Below are 16500 nucleotides of genomic sequence, written 5' to 3' on the forward strand. Positions count from 1 at the left end.
GAAAGTGCTGAGGTCGGAGAAGTTGAAGAGATCGCCGAGGTCGAGCAGTTGCTGCTGAATGGGCATAAAAAATCCGATACCAGGAGGCTGGTATCGGATTTTCTAGAAACCCCGGCTTGGACTCAAATGCTTAAGTGAACAGCATTACCGCATCGCGGGGCTTTTCGTTGGCTGGCGGGTCAGCGCCGGGTTGGCAGCGCCGCGATCACGTCTTCAGCCTGCAGGCCTTTGTCGCGCTGCATCACGGAAAATTCTACGCGCTGGCCTTCCACCAGAACGCGGTGACCTTCGCCGCGGATGGCACGGAAGTGCACGAAGATATCTTCGCCAGCGTCGCGAGAAATGAAGCCGAATCCTTTCGAGGTGTTGAACCACTTCACGGTACCGGTTTCGCGATCGCCCAGGTCTTGCTGCGGTACGGACCTCTTTCTGTCGAAGCGCAGGTTGGTACCCAGATGTAGAGCAACGGCTAGGGAAATGATCATCAGGCTGAACAGCAGGGCAGGCTGCTCGGCGATGAGCGGCAATGGGGCGAGCAGAATCAGCGCTTGCAGCAGTGTGCCAAGGATCAGCAGGGCGCACGCCAGGTTTTGCAGGTGTTGACGGGCATTGCTGTGCCACAGCGGAAATTGCGTAGCCAGCAGCAGGTTGAGAAAGCCAAAGAGCGCCAGGCACAGCGCATCGGGGTGTTGCAGGAACGACTGGCCGTCATTGAGGCCAGGGGCGATGGATAGCAGCAGGGCCGAAAGCCCCACCAGCAGGTGGACGATTTTCAACATGTTCAACGCACTCACTCGATAAAAGGATCACCAGGAACAGCTGGCTCCACGCGATTTGCCGTGACGTAAGGGCGATGAAAGTTCGGGAGGGCCAGCCTATGCGCCGGCCCATGAGTCGGGATGGCGGCACGGGGCGTATTTAACAGCAAAGAGAAGGGCTACTCAAATGGGCAGCAGCCATGTTGCGGGTGTGGCGGGCTGAAACGAAACAGGGCTGCCGTGGCAGCCCTGTTGGCGGAGCGATCAGGCAGCCAGCAGGCTGCGCAGCATCCACGCGGTTTTTTCGTGGACCTGCATGCGCTGGGTCAGCAGGTCGGCGGTCGGCTCGTCGCTGACTTTGTCGAGCAGCGGGAAGATGCCGCGCGCAGTACGTACCACCGCTTCCTGGCCCTGCACTAGCAGCTTGATCATCTCGTCGGCGCTTGGTACGCCTTCTTCTTCCTTGATGGAGGAAAGGCGCGCGTAGGCTGCGTAGGTGCCCGGTGCAGGGAAGCCCAGGGCGCGGATACGCTCGGCGATGGCGTCGACGGCCAGTGCCAGCTCGGTGTACTGGGTTTCGAACATCAGGTGCAGGGTGTTGAACATCGGACCGGTAACGTTCCAGTGGAAGTTGTGGGTCTTGAGGTACAGGGTGTAAGTGTCCGCGAGCAGGCGCGACAGGCCTTCGGCGATGGCTTCGCGATCCTGTTCGGCGATACCGATATTGATTTCCATGGTTGCTCTCCTAACTGGGCCAATGGGTAAAGAGTCGATGGCAAAAAGCCTATCATGACCGTTCGTCACATGCTCCGGGTTCGTCTCAATGACGGCCATGCTTTGAATCAATCGCAGCGCATCGGGTTCACCTCTTTTACTGGGGTGATGGCGCATATCACGTGCTGCGTCCTGTCAATAAAGGCTATATAATTCCGCCCTTTTCACGCGTGCGGCTCAGGCGCTTTGCCCAAATGGCAGGCGATGTCGACGAATTCAGAACCGATCAGAGAAGCGAACCCGATCATGATGCGCAGTCACTATTGCGGCCAGTTGAACGAAAGCCTGGATGGCCAGGAAATCACCCTGTGTGGATGGGTTCACCGTCGTCGTGACCACGGTGGCGTGATCTTCCTCGACATCCGCGATCGCGAAGGCCTGGCTCAGGTCGTGTTCGATCCGGATCGTGCCGACACCTTCGCCAAGGCCGACCGTGTGCGCAGCGAGTACGTGGTCAAGATCACCGGCAAGGTGCGCCTGCGTCCTGAGGGCGCGCGCAACGCCAATATGGCGTCCGGCGCCATCGAAGTGCTGGGTTACGAACTGGAAGTGCTGAACGAAGCGGAAACCCCGCCGTTTCCGCTCAACGAGTACACCGATGTGGGTGAGGAGACGCGCCTGCGTTATCGCTTCATCGACCTGCGTCGCCCGGAAATGGCCGAGAAGCTCAAGCTGCGCTCGCGTATCACCTCGAGCATCCGTCGTTACCTGGACGACAACGGCTTCCTGGACGTTGAAACGCCGATCCTGACCCGCGCCACGCCGGAAGGTGCACGCGACTACCTGGTACCGAGCCGCACCCACGCCGGCAGCTTCTTTGCGCTGCCGCAATCGCCGCAGCTGTTCAAGCAGTTGCTGATGGTCGCTGGCTTCGACCGCTACTACCAGATCGCCAAGTGTTTCCGTGACGAAGACCTGCGTGCCGACCGTCAGCCGGAATTCACCCAGATCGACATCGAGACCAGCTTCCTGGGCGAAGCCGAGATCATGCACCTCACCGAGACCATGATCCGCAATCTGTTCAAGGAAGTGCTGGGCGTCGAGTTCGGCGAGCTGCCGCACATGACCCTGGCCGACGCCATGCGTCGTTTCGGTTCCGACAAGCCGGATCTGCGTATCCCGATGGAGTTGGTCGACGTTGCCGATCAGCTCAAGGACGTCGACTTCAAGGTCTTCTCCGGCCCGGCCAACGACCCGAAAGGTCGCGTTGCCGCGCTGCGCGTGCCAGGTGGGGCGAGCATGCCGCGCAAGCAGATCGATGACTACACCAAGTTCGTCGGCAACTACGGCGCCAAGGGCCTGGCCTACATCAAGGTCAACGAGCGCGCCAAGGGCGTGGAAGGTCTGCAGTCGCCGATCGTCAAGAACATTGCCGAACCGAACCTCAACACCATTCTCGATCGCGTTGGCGCCGTTGACGGTGACATCGTGTTCTTCGGTGCCGACCGCGCCAAGGTGGTCAACGATGCCCTCGGTGCACTGCGCATCAAGCTCGGCCACGACCTGAATCTGCTGACTGCCGAGTGGGCGCCGCTGTGGGTCGTCGACTTCCCGATGTTCGAAGAGAACGACGACGGCAGCCTGACCGCCATGCACCACCCGTTCACCTCGCCCAAGTGCTCGCCACAAGAGCTGGAGGCCAACCCGGCCGCCGCCCTGTCGCGTGCTTATGATCTGGTGCTGAACGGTACCGAGCTGGGTGGCGGTTCGATCCGTATCCACGACAAGGCCATGCAGCAGACCGTGTTCCGTGTGCTGGGCATCAGCGAAGACGAGCAGCAGGAGAAGTTCGGCTTCCTGCTCGACGCCCTCAAGTACGGTGCTCCGCCCCATGGTGGCCTGGCTTTCGGCCTCGACCGTCTGGTGATGCTGATGACCGGCGCTTCGTCGATTCGTGAAGTGATTGCTTTCCCGAAAACCCAGAGCGCGGCCTGCGTCATGACCCAGGCGCCGGGCGTGGTGGATGGCAAGTCGTTGCGCGAGCTTCACATTCGTCTGCGCGAGCAACCCAAAGCCGAATAAGCCGACACAAGAAGCCTGGTTATCCAGGCTTCTCTGTTAATGGGGTGGAGAGACTCGAACTCTCACACCTTCGCAACCAAGCAAAAAGTTGGAGTTGAATATGGCCGGTCATTCCAAATGGGCCAACATCAAGCACCGCAAGGGGCGTCAGGACGCCAAGCGCGGCAAGATCTTCACCAAGCTGATTCGTGAGCTGACGGTCGCCGCCAAGCACGGCGGGCCGATTCCGGCGGACAATCCGCGGCTGCGTCTGGCCGTCGACAAGGCGCTGACCAACAATATGTCGCGTGACGTGATCGACCGTGCCATCGCCAGAGGCGCTGGCAACAACGAAGCCGACAACGTTGTCGAGTTCAGCTACGAAGGGTACGCGCCGAGTGGCGTGGCGATCATCGTCGAAGTGATGACCGACAACCGTAACCGTACCGCTGCCGAAGTGCGTCACGCCTTCACCAAGTGCGGCGGTAACCTGGGCACCGACGGTTCGGTCGCCTACATGTTCGAGCGCAAGGGGCAGATCGGCTTTGCCTCGGTAGACGAAGACGCCTTGATGGAAGCGGCGCTCGAGGCCGGTGCCGACGATGTGGAAATGGGCGAAGAGGGCGCAGCCCTGGTGTCGACCAGCTTCACCGAGTTCCATGCCGTCAACGAAGCTCTGGCGGCTGCTGGCTTCAAGGCCGAGGAGGCGGAGATCGCCATGATCCCGTCGATCAGTGCGCCGATCACCGATCTGGAAACGGCGCAGAAAGTCTTCAAGCTGATCGACATGCTCGAGGATCTGGACGACGTGCAGAACGTCTATCACAACGCCGAGGTTTCCGACGAAATCATGGAGCAGTTGGGCTGATCCATCGCTGCATCCGAGCCGGAAGCTTGCCGTCGGGCGCTTCCGGCTTTTTTATGGGCGCGTTTCGGTGGTCAGCAGTTCGGCTGGTGCGAATCCTTTGAGTGACGGCTGCTGCCTGAGGCCCCTATACTCGCGCCTGGATAAATAGACAGTGTGGCGGCCAATGCCACAGGTGGATGACGGGCATGACGCTGATTCTGGGAATCGACCCCGGTTCCCGCATTACCGGCTACGGGGTGATACGCGATACCGGGCGTACCTGTGAGTACGTGGCCTCTGGGTGCATTCGTACCGGCGCGGGGCCGTTGGCCGAGCGCTTGCAGATCGTGTTTCGTGGCGTGAGCGAGGTGATTCGCACCTTCGGGCCGGTGACCATGGGCATCGAGCAGGTCTTCATGGCGCGCAATGCCGACTCCGCGCTCAAGCTCGGCCAGGCGCGTGGCGCAGCCATCGTCGCGGCGGTCGAGGCGGGACTCGAGGTCAGCGAGTACACCGCCACCCAGGTCAAGCAGGCGGTGGTCGGCACCGGCGGCGCCGACAAGGAACAGGTGCAAATGATGGTCATGCACCTGCTCAAGCTGGTGAAGAAACCCCAGATCGATGCCTCCGATGCGCTGGGTATCGCCCTGTGCCACGCCCACCACCGGCAAAGCCTGATTCCCCATGGCCTGGCCAGCGCCAAACGGCGTGGCGGTCGGCTTCGTTTGTAAGCAGTCGTTCAGGTCGCTGGCGGCTCGTTGCCGCCATGCGTGACTTCGGGCGGTATTGAATCTTCTATGTGAGGAATGCGTCGGTGATCGGACGTTTACGCGGCACCCTGGCGGAAAAGCAGCCGCCGCATTTGATTCTGGATGTGAATGGTCTGGGCTATGAACTGGAAGTCCCCATGACCACGTTGTACCGTTTGCCCCCCGTAGGCGAGCCGCTGACCCTGCATACCCATCTGGTGGTGCGCGAGGATGCTCACCTGCTTTACGGCTTTTTCGAGAAGCGCGAACGCGAGTTGTTCCGCGAGTTGATCCGCCTCAATGGCGTCGGCCCCAAATTGGCCTTGGCGCTGATGTCCGGATTGGAGATCGACGAGCTGGTGCGTTGCGTGCAGGCCCAGGATACCGCGGCGCTGGTGAAGATCCCCGGCGTCGGCAAGAAGACCGCCGAGCGTCTGCTGGTCGAGCTCAAGGATCGCTTCAAGGCCTGGGAGGCTGTACCTGGCATGGCGCCACTGGTGGTTGAACCTCGTGCTGGAGGCGCAGTCTCAAGCGCGGAGAATGATGCGGTGAGTGCGCTTATCTCGCTGGGCTACAAGCCTCAGGAAGCCAGTCGCGCCGTTTCGGCAGTCAAAGAAGATGGATTGAGTAGTGAAGACATGATCCGCCGCGCGCTGAAAGGAATGCTCTAGATGCTCGACGCCGACAGGTTGGTGACGGCGGGCACTCGCGACCGCGACGAGCAGGTCGACCGCGCCATTCGTCCGCTCAAGTTGGCCGAGTACATCGGTCAGCCGGTGGTGCGCGAGCAGATGGAGCTGTTCATCCAGGCGGCGCGCGGGCGTAAGGAATCACTCGATCACACCCTGATTTTCGGCCCGCCCGGCCTTGGCAAGACCACCCTGGCCAATATCATCGCCCAGGAAATGCAGGTCTCCATCAAGAGCACGTCGGGCCCGGTGCTCGAGCGCCCGGGTGACCTGGCAGCGCTGCTGACCAATCTCGAGCCGGGCGATGTGCTGTTCATCGATGAAATCCATCGTCTCTCGCCCATCGTCGAGGAAGTGCTGTACCCGGCAATGGAGGACTTCCAGCTCGACATCATGATCGGCGAAGGCCCGGCAGCCCGCTCGATCAAGCTGGATCTGCCGCCGTTCACCCTGGTCGGCGCTACCACGCGGGCTGGCATGCTGACCAATCCACTGCGCGACCGTTTCGGTATCGTCCAGCGCCTGGAGTTCTACAACACCGAGGATCTGGCCACCATCGTCAGTCGTGCCGCTGGCATCCTCGGCCTGCCCATCGAAGCGCGCGGCGCGGTGGAGATCGCTCGCCGTGCGCGCGGCACGCCGCGGATCGCCAACCGCCTGCTGCGTCGCGTTCGCGATTTCGCCGAGGTGCGAGGTCAGGGTGCGATCACCCAGCAGGTCGCCGACTTGGCGCTGAACCTGCTGGATGTCGACGAGCGTGGTTTCGATCACCAGGATCGCCGCCTGCTGCTGACCATGATCGAGAAGTTCGACGGCGGCCCGGTGGGCGTCGACAGCCTGGCTGCAGCGATCAGCGAAGAGCGGCACACCATCGAGGATGTGCTCGAGCCGTACCTGATCCAGCAGGGTTACATCATGCGTACACCGAGAGGGCGCGTGGTGACCCGTCACGCCTACCTGCACTTCGGCCTCAACGCACCGAAGCGCATGGACGAGCGCCCGACGCTCGACCTGTTCAATGATGGAGACGCGCCATGAAAAAAATACTTGCGCGCCCGATTGGCAAGACACGGGGCTGGCACTAGAGTATGCGCGCGCAAGATGCCGGTCAGCCGTTCGCCCATCGCTGTCGTGTCTATTACGAGGACACCGATGCGGGCGGAGTCGTCTATTACGTCAACTACCTCAAATTCATGGAGCGGGCCCGTACCGAGCGACTGCGTGGGCTGGGATTTTCCCAATCGACGCTGGCCGGTGAGGGGTTGCTGTTCGTCGTGCATTCCAGCGAAGCGCGCTACCACGCGCCGGCGCGACTGGACGACGAGTTGGTGGTCAGCGCCGACGTGTATGAGTTGAACCGTGCCAGCCTGCGCTTTCGTCAGCAGGTCAGGCGGGCTGCGGATAACGTGCTGCTCTGCGAAGGGCAGTTTCTGGTGGCCTGTGTGCGCGCCGATAATTTCAAACCCCGGGCCATGCCCCCGTCTCTGCGAACGGCGTTCGCGGAGCAGGGTGACGGTGCCGGTACATCTACTGCAGGAGAGTAAGCGTGGAAGCCAACGCAAATGCCGTTGACCACATGTCGATGTGGAGTCTGATCAGCAACGCCAGCCTGGTGGTGCAGTTGGTGATGCTGACCCTGGTGGCCGCATCGGTCATCTCGTGGGTGATGATTTTCCAGCGCAGTAATTTCCTGCGCTCGGCCAAGCGTTCGCTCGACAGTTTCGAAGAGCGCTTCTGGTCGGGCATCGACCTGTCCAAGCTCTATCGTCAAGCGGGCAGCAATCCGGATCCAGACTCGGGCCTGGAGCAGATCTTCCGCGCCGGCTTCAAGGAGTTCTCCCGTCTGCGTCAGCAGCCAGGCATGGACCCCGATGCGGTGATGGATGGCGTCGCCCGTTCCATGCGCGTGGCCATTTCCCGCGAAGAAGAGAAGCTGGAAACCAGTTTGCCGTTTCTCGCCACCGTCGGCTCCACCAGCCCGTACATCGGTCTGTTCGGTACCGTGTGGGGGATCATGAACTCCTTCCGCGGCTTGGCTCAGGTGCAGCAGGCAACCCTGGCCACCGTCGCGCCCGGCATCGCCGAAGCGCTGATCGCCACGGCCATCGGCCTATTCGCCGCTATTCCGGCGGTCATTGCCTACAACCGTTTCGCCGCTCGCGGTGAAATGCTGATCGGTCGTTATTACACCTTCGCCGATGAATTCCAGGCGATCCTGCACCGCAAAGTACACAGCAGCGAAGAATAAGCTTCCGGCGCACTCAACACAGGTTTCAATACCATGGCCAGAGCCAGAATTCGCAACAGACGCAAGCCCGTCGCCGAGATGAACGTGGTGCCTTACATCGACGTGATGTTGGTGCTGCTGGTCATCTTCATGGTGACGGCGCCGATGCTCAATCAGGGCGTCAAGGTCGACCTGCCGCAGGTCAGCAGCGAAGTGCTGCCCCAGGATAACGACTCCCAGGTGCTGACCATCTCCATCAAGTCCGACAAGTCGTACTACTGGAACATGGGCACCGAAGTTGACACCGATACCGTTCAGGATCGTGCGCTGACGCTCGACGAGATGACTCGTGCGGTGACCGCCATCATCAACCAGACCCGCAGTCAGGGTAAGCAGGTGCAAGTGTTCGTGCGCGGCGACAAGGCTGTCGACTACGGCACCGTGATGTCCGCCATGGGCGGCCTGCAGCAGGCGGGCGTGGGTAACGTCGGCCTGATTACCGAGGCGCCCTGATGCAGCAGCGTGAACGCTCACCTTCGGAAAGCCTGTTCTGGCCGGTGGTCTGGGCCGTAGGGCTGCACGTGCTGATGTTCGGCATGCTGTTCGTCAGTTTTGCCTTCGCGCCCGAGCTGCCGCCTGCAAAACCGATCGTGCAGGCTACCCTGTACCAATTGAAGTCGCAGAGCCAGGCCACTACCCAGACCAATCAGAAGATTGCCGGCGAAGCTAAGAAGAGCGCAGCGCCGCAATACGAAACCGAGCAACTCGAACAGAAAAAGGCCGAGGCTGAAAAACAAGCCCAGGCCAAGGCCGAAGCGCAGAAACAGGCGCAGGCCAAAGCGGCGGAACAAAAGAAAGCCGAAGAGGCTCAAAAAGCCGATGCGGCCAAGAAGGCCGAAGCGGATGCAGCGGCCAAGGCTGCTGAACAGAAGAAGCTTGCTGATGTAGCCAAGGCGAAAGCTGCACTGGAGGCCGACAAGAAGAAGGCCGCCGAAGCCGAGGCCAAGAAAAAAGCCGCTGAAGATGCCAAGAAAAAGGCAGCTGAAGAGGCGAAGAAAAAAGCAGCAGCCGACGCCGCTAAAAAGAAAGCTGCCGAGGATGCCAAGAAGAAAGCTGCGCAGGCTGCCGAACGCAAGGCTGTCGAGGACAAGAAAGCGGCGGCACTGGCCGAACTGCTGTCCGAGGATACCGAGCGCCAGCAGGCGTTGGCCGAGACGCAAGGTGATCAGACGGCAGGAGATTTTGATGACCTTATCCGTATGCGCGCTGCCGAAGGTTGGTCTCGACCACCAGGTGCCAACAGCAGCATGCGGGTCGTTTTGCAAATCAACATGTTGCCGGATGGCACCATTACAAATGTGAGCATTGCCAGTTCGAGTGGTAATGGGCCGTTTGATAGTTCAGCGATAGCTGCGGTCAGAAATATCGGTCGTCTTGTTGAAATGCAGGGGTTGAGTCCAGCGGACTTTAATCCTTACCGCTCATTCAAGATGACCTTCACCCCTGAGGACTTAGCGTTGTGATCAAGATTCTTAGAAGCTCTTTATTGATGCTCCTCTGTGTGGCCTCCGTGGCGATCGCGCAGGAGAAGAATATTCTGGTCAGCAGTGGCGCCGATCGGGCGATTCCCATTGCCGTAGTGCCATTCGGCTGGCAGGGCGGCAACGTCCTGCCGGAAGATATCTCCACCATCGTCGGCAACGACCTGCGTAACTCCGGGGTCTTCGAACCGATTCCGCGGCAGAACATGATCAGCCTGCCGACCCAGGGCAGCGAAGTCATCTACCGCGACTGGAAAGCGCTCGGCGCTCAGTACGTGCTGGTTGGCAACATCGTTCCCAACGGCGCGCGCCTGCAGGTGCAGTTCGCACTGTTCAACGTGGCGACCGAGCAGCAGGTGCTGACCGGCACCGTGGGTGGCGGAACCGATCAACTGCGCGACATGGCTCACCACATCGCCGACCAGTCGTTCGAGAAGCTCACCGGTGTTAAAGGCGCTTTCTCCACGCGCATGCTGTACGTCACCGCTGAGCGTTTCGGGGTGAACAACACCCGCTACACCCTGCAGCGTTCCGACTATGACGGCGCTCGCGCGGTAACGCTGCTGCAGTCGCGCGAACCGATCCTGTCGCCTTCGTTCGCCTCCGATGGCAAGCGTATCGCCTATGTGTCGTTCGAGCAGAAGCGCCCGCGCATCTTCGTTCAGCACATCGATACCGGCCGCCGTGAGCAGGTCACCAACTTCGAAGGCCTCAACGGCGCGCCGGCCTGGTCGCCGGATGGCACCAAGCTGGCGTTCACCCTGTCGCGTGACGGCAACCCGGAAATCTATGTAATGGACATGGGCTCGCGAAACCTGCGGCGCGTGACCAATCATTCGGCTATCGATACCGAACCGTTCTGGGGTAAGGATGGCCAGACCATCTATTTCACCTCCGACCGTTCCGGCAAGCCGCAAATCTATAAGACCAACATCAACTCTGGTGCGGTCGAACGAGTGACCTTCGTCGGCAACTACAATGCCAACCCTAAATTGTCCGCCGACGAAAAAACCCTGGTAATGATTCATCGCCAGGATGGTTACACCGTGTTCAAGGTAGCGGCTCAGGACCTCGAGCGTGGCAATCTGCGCATTCTATCCGACACAAGTTTGGATGAGTCGCCTACTGTTGCGCCCAATGGCACCATGCTAATCTACGCTACCCGCCAGCAGGGGCGGGGAGTCCTGATGTTAGCGTCCACCAATGGTCGCGTTAGGCTCCCTCTACCTACCGCTCAAGGCGAAGTTCGAGAGCCATCCTGGTCCCCCTTCCTGAACTGATGCGCGGTGCTTTACCTGTTTGATGCTTAACACACTGGGGTTCATTAGGAGTTACACATGGAAATGCTGAAATTTGGCAAGTTTGCTGCACTGAGCCTGGCTCTCGCCGTGGCTGTTGGCTGTTCCTCCAAAGGCGGTGACACCGCTGGCGAAGGCGCTGTAGACCCGAACGCTGGCTACGGTGCAAACACCGGCGCCGTTGACGGCAGCCTGAGTGAAGAAGCCGCTCTGCGCGCTATCACCACTTTCTACTTCGAATACGACAGCTCTGACCTGAAGCCGGAAGCCATGCGCGCTCTGGACGTTCACGCCAAGGACCTGAAAGGCAACGGCGCTCGCGTCGTTCTGGAAGGCCACGCTGACGAGCGCGGTACCCGCGAATACAACATGGCTCTGGGCGAGCGTCGTGCCAAGGCCGTACAGCGCTACCTGGTTCTGCAGGGCGTTTCCCCTGCTCAGCTGGAAGTTGTTTCCTACGGTGAAGAGCGTCCTGTTGCCACCGGCAACGACGAGCAATCCTGGGCTCAGAACCGTCGCGTCGAACTGCGTAAGTAATTCGATATGCGAACGTGCCGACGTGTAGTAACCGTTTTGGCTCTGAGCCTGCCGCTTGCGGCCTGGGCTCAGGTTCCCGTTCAGGATGGCAGTACCGGCAACGGTAGTGGTTATCCGGCAAGCGGTGGCGGCACGTCCGGCGCCTACGCTGGAGGTGGGGTGCAAACTCCATCTACAGCGCAGGGCATGCTGTTCAGTCAGCTCCAGCAGATGCAGCAGGAAATTGCGCAACTGCGTGGCATGCTGGAAGTGCAGCAGAACGATATTCAGCGTTTGAAGCAGGAAGGCCTGGAGCGTTATCAGGACCTCGACAAGCGACTGAGCAGTGGGGCCGCCGCTGGCGCAGCCGCCACCCAGAATTCTCCTGCCGCGGGTGCCAATACCGGCGCCGGTGGTGCTTCCGCAGGTGCAGGTGACGCAGGGGCGCAGGCTTCCGGCGAGCCGGCTGATCCTGCCAAGGAAAAGCTGTTCTACGATGCAGCTTTCGACCTGATCAAAGCCAAGGATTTCGACAAGGCCAGTCAGGCTTTTGCCGCGTTCCTGCGTCGTTATCCCAATAGCCAGTACGCTGGTAATGCGCAGTACTGGCTGGGCGAAGTGAACCTCGCCAAGGGTGACCTGCAAGGCGCCGGCCAGGCGTTTGCCAAGGTCAGCCAGGCATACCCGCAGCACTCCAAGGTGCCGGATTCGTTGTACAAGCTGGCCGACGTTGAAATCCGCATGGGTAACAACGACAAGGCCAAGGGTATCCTGCAGCAGGTCATCGCACAGTACCCGGGTACTTCCGCCGCACAGTTGGCGCAGCGCGACCTGCAGCGAATCCGCTGATTTGGCATCTGCCTACGAAACCCGCGCCTGTCGCGGGTTTTTTGTTTCTGTCGAAACTCACGTGGCGTAATGCCGCGTCCGGGCAATGGCTTGCGCCATACCATTTCGTTTAGAATTGCCGCCCTTTTTCGCAACGGAGGCGGATGGCCTGTTTCGCCGTCACGCCCGGTGCCCCTATGAAAGATACCCTGCGCATCACCGAGATTTTCTTCTCGCTGCAGGGGGAAGCGCGTACCGCCGGCTTGCCGACGGTATTCGTGCGCCTGACCGGCTGCCCCCTGCGCTGTCAATACTGCGACACCGCCTACGCGTTCAGCGGCGGCGAGCTGCATACTCTGGATACCATCCTGGAGCAGGTGGCGAGCTACCGGCCCCGCTATGTCTGCGTGACTGGCGGTGAGCCGCTGGCGCAGCCGAACTGCATCCCTCTGCTCGAGAAGCTGTGCGACGCTGGCTACGACGTTTCCCTGGAAACCAGTGGCGCGCTGGACGTTTCGGCTGTCGACCCGCGGGTCAGCAAGGTCGTGGACCTGAAAACTCCAGGCTCGGCCGAGATGGGCCGCAACCGCTATGAGAACATCGTGCACCTGCAGTCGCGCGATCAGGTCAAGTTCGTGATCTGTTCGCGGGAGGACTACGACTGGTCGGTGAGCAAAGTCATTCAATACGATCTTTCCGAGCGAGTCGGCGAAGTATTGTTCTCGCCCAGTCATGGGCAGGTCAGTGGCCGTCAGCTGGCCGAGTGGGTGATTGCCGACAACCTGCCAGTGCGCATGCAATTGCAGCTGCACAAGATTCTTTGGAACGACGAGCCGGGGCACTGATATGAGCGACAAGAAAGCGGTCATCCTGTTGTCCGGTGGCCTTGATTCGGCGACCGTCGTGGCGATGGCCAAGGAGCAGGGTTACAGCTGCTACAGCATGAGTTTCGACTATGGGCAGCGTCATCGCTCCGAGCTGCAGGCGGCCGAGCGGGTAGCGCGCCAGCTCGGTGTGGTCGAGCACAAGGTCATTGGTATCAACCTCGATGGTATCGGCGGCTCGGCGCTGACCGATGCCAACATCGACGTACCGCAGAGCCCGACCACGGGCATTCCGGTCACCTACGTGCCGGCTCGCAATACTGTGTTCCTGTCCCTGGCACTGGGTTGGGCCGAGGTGCTCGGAGCACAGGACATCTTCATTGGTGTCAACGCGGTGGACTATTCGGGTTACCCCGATTGCCGGCCGGAGTTCGTCAAGGCGTTCGAGCACATGGCCAACCTGGCGACCAAGATGGGCGTGGAAGGGCAGCGCATTCGCATCCAGGCGCCGCTGCAGATGCTCAGCAAGGCCGAGATCGTGCAGGCGGGTTCGCGTCTGGGAGTCGATTACGGCCTGACCGTTTCCTGCTACTTGGCGGACGCCGACGGCCGCGCCTGCGGCAGGTGCGATAGCTGCAGGTTGCGCGCCGCCGGCTTTGCCGCGGCCGGCATGCCCGACCCGACGCGCTATCAGTAAAAAAAGTTTTTAGCGGGTGTTGAATTCCTGAATTAAATCAGTATCATAGCGCTCGCACCACGGGTCGTTAGCTCAGTTGGTAGAGCAGTTGGCTTTTAACCAATTGGTCGTAGGTTCGAATCCTACACGACCCACCATTTAAAGCCTTCAAAGCGAAGGCGCACTAAAAAGCCCGAATCTCGAGAGAGATTCGGGCTTTTTAGTTTCCGCTTGGTGGAGCCGGGCTGGCAGCTCATGGAGCTGCCAGCGGCGCGGTTTACACCTTGACGATCCAGCCTTGCGGCGCTTCGACGTCACCGGATTGCACGCCGGTGAGTTCGGCATACAGGCGGCTGACCACCGGGCCCACTTCCTTCTCGCTGTAGAACACGTGCAGCTTGCCGTTGTACTCGATGCCGCCGATCGGCGTAATCACCGCTGCGGTGCCGCAGGCGCCGGCTTCCTTGAAGTCGCCCAGTTTGTCGATGAACACGTCGCCTTCGACGACCTTCAGGCCCAAGCGGCTTTGCGCCAATTCGATCAGTGACAGGCGCGTGATGCCTGGCAGCACGGATGGCGATTTCGGGGTGACGAACTCGTCGTTGTGGGTGATGGCGAAGAAGTTAGCCGAACCGACTTCCTCGATCTTGGTGTGGGTCTGCGGGTCGAGGTAGATGCAGTCGGCGAAGTTGTTCTTCTTGGCCTGGGAGCCGGGCATCAGGCTGGCCGCGTAGTTACCGCCGACCTTCGCGGCGCCAGTACCCTGGGGCGCAGCGCGGTCGTAACCGGAGATCACGAAGTTGTTCGGCTTCATGCCGCCCTTGAAGTAGGGGCCGACCGGGATGCAGAACACCGAGAAGATGAACTCGGGTGCGGTGCGCACGCCGATGTTGTCGCCCACGCCGATCACGAACGGACGCAGGTACAGTGCGCCGCCCGAGCCATATGGCGGGATGAAGCGCTCGTTGGCCTTGACCACCTGCTTGCAGGCTTCGATGAATTGCTCGGTCGACGGTGCCGGCATCAGCAGGCGCGCGCAGCTGCGCTGCATGCGCAGAGCATTCTGGTCGGGGCGGAACAGGTTGATCGAGCCGTCCTTGCAACGGTAGGCCTTGAGGCCCTCGAAGCACTGCTGGCCGTAGTGCAGGGCGGTCGAGCCCTCGCTGATGTGCAGGACGTTGTCTTCGGTCAGCGTGCCCTGATCCCAGTCACCGTCGCGCCAGTGCGACAGGTAGCGCTGGTCAGTCTTGATGTAGTCGAAACCCAGCTTGTCCCATTCGATGTTTTCGTAAGCCATGACATCCTCAATCGCTGAACGGTCACTGCGGGGCACGCGTATGTCCGTTGGTTTTTCCAGGGTGATCGTACGAGCGCGTGCTCATACGATCAGGTAATAGGGTGGGCTGTATGGTCCATCAGGCCTCATTGAGGCCTCACCTGACGGATAACGATGGCCGTAGTGGTGATGATGCGGCGGATTATCGCGGCGATCAACCGATGTCGCGCCGGCAGATAGGGCGAGATTGAAAAAACTTCGCCAATGCCCTTACCATGCGCGCCCGCGCAGGGCCTGCGCCGCCCCGTGTCGGGCGCTCTGGCCATGCAGGGGGCCGACCGGCGCAGCGCGTCCGGCGGTATACTCCACGTCCCGTGCAGATAGACCTCGATAGGGCCTGACGACATGACGCAGATCGCCGAACGACTTCTTGTCCAGGCTCACCTCGATGCCAAGCAGCCAGAGATGCTGACGGCGGAGCAGGAAGCGTTCTACCGTGATGAAATTGGCAAAGAACTGAAGCGCCAGAACGCCGTCCTGGTTGCCCACTATTATTGCGATCCGGTGCTCCAGGCATTGGCCGAAGAGACCGGCGGCTGCGTGTCCGACTCCCTGGAAATGGCGCGCTTCGGCAACCAGCACTCGGCGCAGACCGTGCTGGTCGCGGGCGTCAAGTTCATGGGCGAAACGGCGAAGATTCTCAACCCGGAAAAGCGCGTGCTGATGCCGACACTGGAGGCCACCTGTTCGCTGGACTTGGGCTGCCCGGTCGACGAGTTCGCCGCGTTCTGCGACCAGCATCCGCAGCGCACCGTGGTGGTCTACGCCAACACCTCGGCGGCAGTGAAGGCGCGCGCCGACTGGGTGGTGACCTCCAGTTGCGCGGTGGAGATCGTCGAGCACCTGATGGATAACGGCGAAAGCATCATCTGGGCGCCGGATCAGCACTTGGGCCGCTACATCCAGAACAAGACCGGCGCCGACATGCTGCTTTGGGACGGTGCCTGCATCGTTCACGAGGAGTTCAAGGCCCGTCAGCTGGAAGAGATGAAGGCGCTGTACCCGGAGGCTGCCGTGCTGGTGCACCCCGAGTCGCCGACGGCGGTGATCGAACTGGCCGATGCGGTCGGCTCGACCAGCCAGTTGATCGCCGCTGCCCAGCGCATGCCCAACAGGACCTTTATCGTCGCCACCGACCGCGGCATCTTCTACAAGATGCAGCAGGTGTGCCCGGACAAGGAATTCGTGGCGGCGCCGACCGCTGGTAACGGCGCCGCCTGCCGCAGCTGCGCCAACTGCCCGTGGATGGCGATGAACACCCTGCAGCGCACCCTGCAGTGCCTGCGTGAGGGCAGCAATGAAGTGTTCGTGGACCCGGCGTTGATTCCGCGGGCCATCAAGCCGCTCAAGCGTATGCTGGACTTCACCCAGGCCGCGCGTCTGAAACTGGCCGGCAACGCCTGACCGTGGGCTCGAGGCGCTATCGCCCGATAGCG

18 protein-coding genes, 1 tRNA gene and 1 pseudogene are annotated in these 16500 nt (G+C 60.9%); 16 read left to right on the plus strand and 4 right to left on the minus strand.

Annotation, left to right across the window (positions count from 1 at the left end):
• Window positions 1–179: 179 nt before the first annotated feature.
• The 3 genes and pseudogenes from BVH06_RS25730 to BVH06_RS13305 form a co-directional block, all read right to left on the minus strand.
• Window positions 180–404 (minus strand): cold-shock protein, encoded by a 225-nt coding sequence (locus BVH06_RS25730; protein WP_167359775.1) that lies wholly within the window; start codon window positions 402–404, stop codon window positions 180–182.
• Between the two features lie 57 nt (window positions 405–461).
• Window positions 462–779, minus strand: a pseudogene (locus tag BVH06_RS26145) (cold shock domain-containing protein membrane protein); the annotation flags it as partial.
• A 243-nt stretch (window positions 780–1022) separates the two neighbouring features.
• Window positions 1023–1493, minus strand: coding sequence for a Dps family protein (locus BVH06_RS13305; RefSeq protein ID WP_075932113.1), 471 nt, complete (start codon window positions 1491–1493; stop codon window positions 1023–1025).
• Window positions 1494–1778: 285 nt separating this feature from the next.
• Here BVH06_RS13305 and aspS point away from each other — a divergent pair, with 285 nt between their 5' ends.
• The 15 genes from aspS (at window position 1779) to BVH06_RS13380 (ending at window position 13886) form a co-directional block, all read left to right on the plus strand.
• Window positions 1779–3554 (plus strand): aspartate--tRNA ligase, encoded by a 1776-nt coding sequence (aspS, locus tag BVH06_RS13310; RefSeq protein WP_075932112.1) that lies wholly within the window; start codon window positions 1779–1781, stop codon window positions 3552–3554.
• A gap of 100 nt (window positions 3555–3654) precedes the next feature.
• The gene (locus tag BVH06_RS13315; RefSeq protein WP_075932111.1) at window positions 3655–4401 is read left to right on the plus strand and encodes a YebC/PmpR family DNA-binding transcriptional regulator; all 747 of its coding nucleotides are present in this window, start codon (window positions 3655–3657) and stop codon (window positions 4399–4401) included.
• A 185-nt stretch (window positions 4402–4586) separates the two neighbouring features.
• A complete protein-coding gene (gene ruvC, locus BVH06_RS13320; protein WP_075932110.1) occupies window positions 4587–5111 on the plus strand; it encodes a crossover junction endodeoxyribonuclease RuvC in 525 nt (174 codons plus the stop codon).
• A gap of 83 nt (window positions 5112–5194) precedes the next feature.
• The gene (gene ruvA, locus BVH06_RS13325; protein ID WP_013790635.1) at window positions 5195–5800 is read left to right on the plus strand and encodes a Holliday junction branch migration protein RuvA; all 606 of its coding nucleotides are present in this window, start codon (window positions 5195–5197) and stop codon (window positions 5798–5800) included.
• The gene (gene ruvB / locus BVH06_RS13330; RefSeq protein WP_075932109.1) at window positions 5801–6856 is read left to right on the plus strand and encodes a Holliday junction branch migration DNA helicase RuvB; all 1056 of its coding nucleotides are present in this window, start codon (window positions 5801–5803) and stop codon (window positions 6854–6856) included. It abuts the gene before it with no gap.
• 50 nt (window positions 6857–6906) lie between these two features.
• The gene (ybgC, locus tag BVH06_RS13335) at window positions 6907–7362 is read left to right on the plus strand and encodes a tol-pal system-associated acyl-CoA thioesterase (protein ID WP_075934369.1); all 456 of its coding nucleotides are present in this window, start codon (window positions 6907–6909) and stop codon (window positions 7360–7362) included.
• Window positions 7363–7394: 32 nt separating this feature from the next.
• Window positions 7395–8066 (plus strand): protein TolQ, encoded by a 672-nt coding sequence (tolQ, locus tag BVH06_RS13340; protein ID WP_075932129.1) that lies wholly within the window; start codon window positions 7395–7397, stop codon window positions 8064–8066.
• A gap of 33 nt (window positions 8067–8099) precedes the next feature.
• Window positions 8100–8558 carry a protein TolR gene (gene tolR / locus BVH06_RS13345; RefSeq protein WP_070881690.1) on the plus strand — a complete coding sequence of 153 codons (459 nt, stop codon included), beginning with the start codon at window positions 8100–8102 and terminating at the stop codon, window positions 8556–8558.
• On the plus strand, window positions 8558–9568 hold the full coding sequence (tolA, locus tag BVH06_RS13350; RefSeq protein ID WP_075934370.1) for a cell envelope integrity protein TolA: 1011 nt from the start codon (window positions 8558–8560) through the stop codon (window positions 9566–9568). The genes tolR and tolA overlap by 1 nt, the downstream gene beginning before the upstream one ends.
• Before the next feature lie 26 nt (window positions 9569–9594).
• Window positions 9595–10866 (plus strand): Tol-Pal system beta propeller repeat protein TolB, encoded by a 1272-nt coding sequence (tolB, locus tag BVH06_RS13355; RefSeq protein ID WP_371915290.1) that lies wholly within the window; start codon window positions 9595–9597, stop codon window positions 10864–10866.
• Between the two features lie 57 nt (window positions 10867–10923).
• Window positions 10924–11421: a peptidoglycan-associated lipoprotein Pal gene (pal, locus tag BVH06_RS13360; protein WP_070885435.1), complete on the plus strand. Its 498-nt coding sequence runs from the start codon at window positions 10924–10926 to the stop codon at window positions 11419–11421.
• A gap of 6 nt (window positions 11422–11427) precedes the next feature.
• Complete coding sequence (gene ybgF, locus BVH06_RS13365) at window positions 11428–12249, plus strand: tol-pal system protein YbgF (RefSeq protein ID WP_075932105.1); 822 nt, start codon at window positions 11428–11430, stop codon at window positions 12247–12249.
• A 176-nt stretch (window positions 12250–12425) separates the two neighbouring features.
• Window positions 12426–13073 (plus strand): 7-carboxy-7-deazaguanine synthase QueE, encoded by a 648-nt coding sequence (queE, locus tag BVH06_RS13370; RefSeq protein ID WP_075934380.1) that lies wholly within the window; start codon window positions 12426–12428, stop codon window positions 13071–13073.
• A gap of 1 nt (window position 13074) precedes the next feature.
• Complete coding sequence (gene queC, locus BVH06_RS13375) at window positions 13075–13749, plus strand: 7-cyano-7-deazaguanine synthase QueC (protein ID WP_075934372.1); 675 nt, start codon at window positions 13075–13077, stop codon at window positions 13747–13749.
• A 61-nt stretch (window positions 13750–13810) separates the two neighbouring features.
• Window positions 13811–13886: transfer RNA gene (locus BVH06_RS13380), tRNA-Lys, on the plus strand.
• Window positions 13887–14005: 119 nt separating this feature from the next.
• Here the strand turns inward: BVH06_RS13380 and BVH06_RS13385 are convergent.
• Window positions 14006–15025 (minus strand): branched-chain amino acid aminotransferase, encoded by a 1020-nt coding sequence (locus BVH06_RS13385; RefSeq protein ID WP_075932103.1) that lies wholly within the window; start codon window positions 15023–15025, stop codon window positions 14006–14008.
• Between the two features lie 384 nt (window positions 15026–15409).
• Here BVH06_RS13385 and nadA point away from each other — a divergent pair, with 384 nt between their 5' ends.
• Complete coding sequence (nadA, locus tag BVH06_RS13390; RefSeq protein ID WP_075934373.1) at window positions 15410–16468, plus strand: quinolinate synthase NadA; 1059 nt, start codon at window positions 15410–15412, stop codon at window positions 16466–16468.
• The last annotated feature ends 32 nt before the right edge of the window (window positions 16469–16500 follow it).

Origin of the sequence: Pseudomonas sp. PA27(2017), assembly GCF_001945445.1 — a bacterium.
GTDB lineage: Bacteria > Pseudomonadota > Gammaproteobacteria > Pseudomonadales > Pseudomonadaceae > Aquipseudomonas.